Consider the following 6,604-nt stretch of genomic DNA (forward strand, 5'->3'; position numbering starts at 1 on the left):
GTCGACGCCACCGGTGACCTCAATGATCGCGGTGCCTTGCGGTGTAATAGGAGGCATCGTCGTCCTGCCGTTCGTGACTGGGGGCAGGGCGGCACCCCGAGCCGTCCGGACCCGGACGGTCGGCAGCTCGTGCGGGGGCAGGGTCCGCGCGCTCGGGTCGTCGACGAGAACGCAGACGGGTGCCGCGTCCTCGAGCATGAACTCGATGCGGGCGGCCGGATAGCCCGGATCCACCGGCAGGTACGCGGCCCCGGCGCGCAGCACGCCGAGCAGCGCGACCGGCAACTCGGCAGTGCGCCGGGTGGCGACCGCGACGACGTCACCGCGGCTTACGCCGGCCGCGTGCAGTGCACCGGCCACCTCGCCCGCCCGGGACCACAGCTCGGCGTAGGTGAGCTCCACCACGCCGGCCCGCACGGCGGTCCGGGCGGGTTCGACGGCCGCGATCATCTCCGGCACTGTTGCCGTGACCAGCGCGGGAGCGCCCGTCCCGAGAGCCAGCGCGGCGGCCCGCTGCTCCGCCGACAGCAGATCGAGGGTGGCGACCGGGCGGGAGGCGTCGGCGGCGATCGCGGTCAGCACGCGGACGTACTGCTCCAGCAGCAGCCCGGCGGTCTCCGGGGCGAGCCGGTGGGTCAGGTCGACGGCGATGGTGTCGCCCGGCTTGACCATCAGCGTCACCGGGTAGTGCGGCGCCTCGATCACGCGCATCCCGGCGATCCGCAGGTCACCGCCGTCGGGTGCGGCGGCGGCCGGGTAGTTCTCGATCACGACCAGGGTGTCGAACAGCTCAGGCAGGCCCAGGCGGCGCTGGACCTCGGCCAGTGCGGTCTGCTCGTGCTCGACCACCTCGCGCTGACCCGCCGCGAAGCCGCGCAGCACGTCGGCCAGGCTGTCGGCGCCGGTCCAGCGGACCCGGGCGGGCACGGTGTTGATGAGCAGGCCGGCGATCCCGTCGATGCCGGGCAGCTCGACGCCGCGGCCGGACACCGTCGAGCCGAACACCACGTCGGTGCGGCCGGTCACCCGGCCGACGAGCACACCCCAGGCGGCGGCGAGGACGTTGCTGACGGTGATCCCGTACGCGCGGGCGACCGCCTGCACCCCGGCACCGTCTACGGTCGCGGAGAGGCGGGCGGCGGGAGCGTCGGCGCCCGGGGCCAGCAGGGTCGGCTCGTCCACGCCGTCGAGCAGGCGAGCGAAGGCCTCGGGGTCGCCGGTGCCGGGGTGGGCCAGGAAGTCGCGGTAGGCGGGGGCGGGCGGCAAGGGCTGGCCGGCGTACAGGGCGAGCAGGTCGTTGAGGATCAGCGGGACGGACCAGCCGTCGGCGACGATGTGGTGCACGGTCTGCACCAGCACGTGCCGGTCGGCGGCCAGCCGGACCAGGGCGTAGCGCATGCCGGGCGGCCGGGCCAGGTCGAACGGCTCAGCCCGCTCGGCGGCGGCCACGGTGTCGACGTCATCGGTGACGACCAGCCGCCACGGCAGCTCGGGGCGGGCGCCGACGACGGCCACCACTTCGCCGTCGCCGACCGGGCGGAACGCGGCGCCCAGGTTCGGGTACCGGTCGAAGAGCTCCCCGGCGGCGCGGCGCAGCCGTTCCCCGTCCAGCGGCCCGTCCAGCTCGATGAGCTGCTGCACCACGTACGGGTCGGCGCCCGGCGAGTAGGTGGCGTGGAAGTACAGGCCGGCCTGCAGCGGGGTCAGCGGCAGCACGTCGGTGACCTCGGCGCCCAGCGCGTCCACGTCGGACTGCGTCAGGCTCACCAGCGGGAAGTCCGACGGCGTGGGCCCGCTGACGCCGGGGTCGGCGGCGATCGCGGTGAGCAGCTCGACCCAGCGGGCGGCGAGTTCCTCGACCCGCGGCCGGGAGAGCACACCGGTTGCCCAGCTGAAGGTGGCGGAGAGCGCGGTGTCGACGGTGACGGCGTTGACCTCCAGCGCCCGCGGCAACGGCATGCGCGGGTCCCGCCGCTCGACCACTTCCTCATCCGCACCGAACCGGCCGAGGTAGTTGAAGAGCACCTGCGGCTGTACGGCGAGCTCCGGCCGGGGCGCCAGATACCGCAGAACGCCGTACGACAGGCCGTTCGCCGGCACCGCTCGCAGCTGCTCCTTGACCGCCTTCACCGCGGCCGGGAGGGAGAGCCCGGTGACGTCCAGCCGGACCGGGAAGAGCGTGGTGAACCAGCCGAAGGTGCGGGACAGGTCCAGGTCGACCGCGTCCTCCTCGCGGCCGTGCCCCTCCAGCTCCAGCAGCAGCGGCGCGTCCGGCGAGAGCGTCAGCGCCAGGGCGGCCACGAGCGCGTCGTTGACGCCGCCGTGGATGGCCGCGGGCACAGTGCTGAGCAGCCGCTCGGTGATGCCGGGAGCCAGCGTGACGGTCAGCGTCTCCTCGGTGGCCACGGTGTCCCGGGCCGGGTCCAGCGCCCGGCTGCCGAGCAGTGGCACCGGCTCGGCCGCAACCGCCGCCCAGTGCGCCTCATCAGCGCTGAAGTCAGCCTGGGACAGTGCGGTCGCCCACTGCCGGTACGAGGTCGGCGCGGGCGCGATCGGCAGCCCGGTCCGCAGATCCTCGGCCAGGACGCGCAACGAGACCCCGTCCACGACGACGTGGTGCACGGCCACGATCAGCTGCCGGGCCTCCTCGTGGAAGGAGAAGGCCACCATCCGGTCGGTGCTCAGGCGGGCGGCGGTCTCGTCCAGGTCCTCGCCGGCCCGGACGACGTCACGGGCGGTCACCGACCCGACCGGGGCGACGGTGAGGACCGCGCCGTCGAGCGAGGCGCGCAGCACGTCATGCGCGGCGAGCAGCCCGTCCACCAGCTCGTGCAGCTCCGGCAGCGTCAGGCCCTCCGGCGTGCGCAGCGTGACGGCCTGGAAGAAGCCGTCGGTCGCCCGACCCACCTCGTCCAGCCAGGCGACGATCGGCGTCGGCGGGACCGGCCCGGTCGGGTCCACCACGGTGGTCTCGGGCTCGGCAGCGGAGGCCACGACCAGGGCCAGCGCGGCGGGCGTGGGGTTGGCGAACAGGTCCCGGGCGCGCAGCGTGAAGCCGGCCCGGCGAGCCGCGCGGACAGCCCCGATGGCGACGATGCTGTCCCCGCCGAGTGCGAAAAAGTCGTCCTCCGCCCCGACGGTGTCCAGGCCCAGCACGGTGGCGAAGACCTCGCAGAGCGCAGCCTCGGTGGGCGTGCGCGGCGCCCGCGAGGCCGGTCCGGCCAGTACGGGTGCGGGCAGCGCACGGCGGTCCACCTTGCCGTTGGGCGTCAGCGGGAACGCGTCCAGCAGCACGAACGCGGACGGGACCATGTACTCCGGGAGCCGGTCCGCGCACCAGCCGCGCAGCTCGTCCGGGCTGCTGGTGCCGGCCGTTGTGGGGTCGCTCGTGACGGCGTACCCGATCAGATGCCGGTCGTGCACGACCACGACGGCCTGGCGCACCGCCGGGTGGGTCGCGACGACCGCCTCGACCTCCTCCAGCTCCAGCCGCATGCCGCGGATCTTGACCTGGTTGTCGGCCCGGCCGACGAACTCCAGGGTGCCGTCGGCGTGCCAGCGGGCCAGGTCGCCGGTGCGGTACATCCGCTCCCCGGCCGCGCCGAACGGGTTGGCGACGAACCGGGCGCCGGTCAGCGCGGGCGCGTTGACGTAACCGCGGCCCAGCAGGAAACCGGCGGCGTAGAGCTCGCCGGTGACGCCGGCGCCGACCGGGTTCAGCTCGTCGTCGAGCACGTAGAGCTGGGTGTGCGGGTTGGGCCGGCCGATCGAGGTGGCGATCCGCTCGGCCGAGTCGCGGTAGATCACGTGTGAGACGCCGATGGTCGCCTCGGCGGGCCCGTAACCGTGGTAGAGCGTGGTGCTGAGCTGGGCGCGGAACCGGTCGAACAGCTCCGGGGTGAGCACCTCGCCGCCGCACCAGACGTGCTTGAGGCCGTCCAGCAGGTGGGTGCCGCGGGCCAGCTGCAGCAACACGTCCAGCATGGACGAGACCAGGTAGACGAAGGTCACACCCTCGGTGGCGATCAGGTCGAGCAGGTACTGCGGGTCGCGTTCGCCGCCGGGCTCGGCCACCACCACGTAACCGCCGGAGACCAGCGGGAGCAGGATCTCGTTGACGCTGATGTCGAAGGACAGCGGCGCCTTGAACAGCGAGGCGTCGCCCGGCCCGAAGTGCAGCACGTGCTCGACCTGCCAGCGCAGCCGCTCGGCGATGGCCTCGTGCCGGATCATCGCGCCCTTCGGCGTGCCGGTCGAGCCGGAGGTGAAGATGACGTAGGCCAGCTGCCCCGGCGCCACGGGGATCTCCGGGTCCTCGGCCACCCCCGGCGGCAGCTCGGTCAGCACGAGCGCGGCCCGGGCCTCGGCCAGCACCTGCTCGCGGCGCTGGGCGGGCCAGGCCGGGTCGACGGGCACGAACGCGCCGCCGGCGACCATGACACCGAGGACGGCGATGACCATGTCGGCGGAACGCGGCATCCCGATGCCGACCACGTCCTCGGCCTGGACGCCCTGCTCGCGCAGGTGCCGCGCAACCGCGTAGACCCGGCCGCTCAGCTCCCGGTAGGTGAGACGGGTCTCCCCGGCCACCAGGGCGAGAGCATCAGGGGTACGCCGGACCTGCGCGGCGAAGTCAGCGACCGCGGTCGAGGTGGTCGCCGGCCGCGTGTGGTTGTTCCACCGCGCGAGAAGCTCCTCGACACCCTGCAGCCCTGCCGTCATCTGATCTCGCCCTCCGATGTGGACGCCCTGCCGGGCGCGCGTCACCGACGCGAGATTAGGTTAGCCTAACCTCCGGCTCCGGTGGTCCGGGGCCGGGTGACGCCGGCGACCAGCAGGTCCAGCAGAGCGGCGAAGGGAAGGCCGGCCCGCTGCCAGATCTGCGGGAACTGCGACTCGGCCGTCATCCCCGGGAACGTGTTGACCTCGTTGACCACCGGCTCACCGGTTTCGCCGCCCGGAAGGAAGAAGTCGACGCGCAACAGACCGCGGCAGCCGAGCGCCCGGAAAGCCTGCACAGCGCGTTCCTGCAGCAGCTTCGTGGTCGCGGCGTCGAGGGCGGCGGGGATCTCGAACGTGGCGCCGCCCCGGTATTTGGCGTCGTAGTCGAAGAAGGTCCGTTCCGTCACCGTGATCTCCAACGGCGGGCCGGCCTCGACCCGGCCGTCGGGATGCTCCAGGACGGCCACGTCGATCTCCCGCCCGGTGATCGCCCGCTCGACCAGGACCTTGTCGTCGAAGCCGCGGGCCAGGCGCACGGCGGCCGGGAGGTCGTCCCAGTCGCGGACCTTCGTGACGCCGAGGCTGGACCCGGCCCGGGCCGGCTTGACGAAGACCGGCAGCCCGAGCCGGCGCTGCTCGGACAGCGGGAGGTCGTCGCCGTCGATCGTCACGCTCTCGGCGACGCGCATCCCGTCCGCGGCGAGCAGCTTCTTCGTGACGATCTTGTCCATGCCCGCGGCGCCGGCGAAGACCCCGTTGCCGACGTACGGCACCCCCAGCCACTCCAGCAGGGCCTGGAGCCGGCCGTCCTCGCCGTACGCGCCGTGCAGGGCCGGGAACACCACGTCCTGGTCGCGCAAGACCCGCAGCGCCTCGGGCAGACCCACGGGCCGGCCGCCGACCTGCCATTGCCCGTCCTGCTCGATGAGGACCTCGGTGACCTCGTACCGGCCGGGGTCGAGGTGGGCCAGGATGCTCGCCGCCGAGCCGCGGGACACGGCGTGTTCGCCGTTGCGGCCGCCGTAGACCAGTGCCATCCGGGTTCTCACAGTGCTGCTGCCTCTCCGTACCGGTAGGTCCGTCTCACCCGGGCGCCGATGCCCGTCAAGATCTCGTGGGGGCTGGTGCCGGCCCAGCGGGCCCAGTCCGCGACCGTCGGCGCGGCGCCGCCGGGGCCGAACACCGTCACCGGGTCTCCGACGGCGACGGGTAGCTCACCGGCGTCGATCACGCACTGGTCCATGGCGATGCGCCCGACGACCGGGCACCGGCGGCCGTGCAGCCACACCTCGGCCCGGCCCTGCGCCGCGCGCGGCAGACCGTCCGCGAAGCCGAGGGGAAGCAGCGCGAGGGTCGTCGGGCGGCTGGTGACGTGGTCCGGCCCGTACGAGACGCCGGCGCCGCGGCCGACCCGCTTGACGTTGACCACGCGCGATCGCAGCGTCAGCGCCGGACGCAGGCCGGGCGGGCCGGTGCCGAGCGGGTCGATCCCGTAGAGGGCGATCCCGATCCGGCAGAGGTCGTAGCGGGCGGCGGGCGCGGTGAGCGCGGCCGCGGAGTTGGCCAGGTGGGTCAGCTCGGGGTCGAGGCCGGCCGCGCGGGCGATCCGTAACGCTTCGTCGAAGGCCGAGACCTGCCGGGCCACGCTCGCCGAGCCCGGCGTCTCGGCGTCAGCCAGGTGCGACCACACGCCCCGGACCCGCAGGCTGCCCTCCCGCTCGTACTTACGGGCCCAGCCGGTCAGCTCGGGCCAGTCGTGACCCGCGGCCCCGTTGCGGGAGAGTCCGGTGTCGGCCTTGAGCTGGACCACCGCCCGGGCGCCGAGCGGCCGGCCGGCGGCGGCCACCGGGTGCAGGTGCGGCAGGTTGTACACACCTTGGAC

The 6,604-nt window shown here is 74.0% G+C and carries 3 protein-coding genes; all 3 read right to left on the reverse strand.

Translation table 11 applies throughout. The annotated features are described in order from the left end of the window. A partial coding sequence (locus AB0C29_RS27300) for an amino acid adenylation domain-containing protein (RefSeq protein WP_360825682.1) occupies positions 1–4,722 on the reverse strand: 4,722 nt, incomplete at its 3' end. 65 nt (positions 4,723–4,787) lie between these two features. Then, positions 4,788–5,771, reverse strand: coding sequence for a D-alanine--D-alanine ligase family protein (locus tag AB0C29_RS27305; RefSeq protein WP_360825685.1), 984 nt, complete (start codon positions 5,769–5,771; stop codon positions 4,788–4,790). Then, a partial coding sequence (gene alr, locus AB0C29_RS27310; protein ID WP_360825688.1) for an alanine racemase occupies positions 5,768–6,604 on the reverse strand: 837 nt, incomplete at its 5' end. The genes AB0C29_RS27305 and alr, both read right to left, overlap by 4 nt.

This window comes from Actinoplanes sp. NPDC048791 (assembly GCF_040650095.1).
Classification (GTDB): Bacteria; Actinomycetota; Actinomycetes; order Mycobacteriales; family Micromonosporaceae; genus Actinoplanes.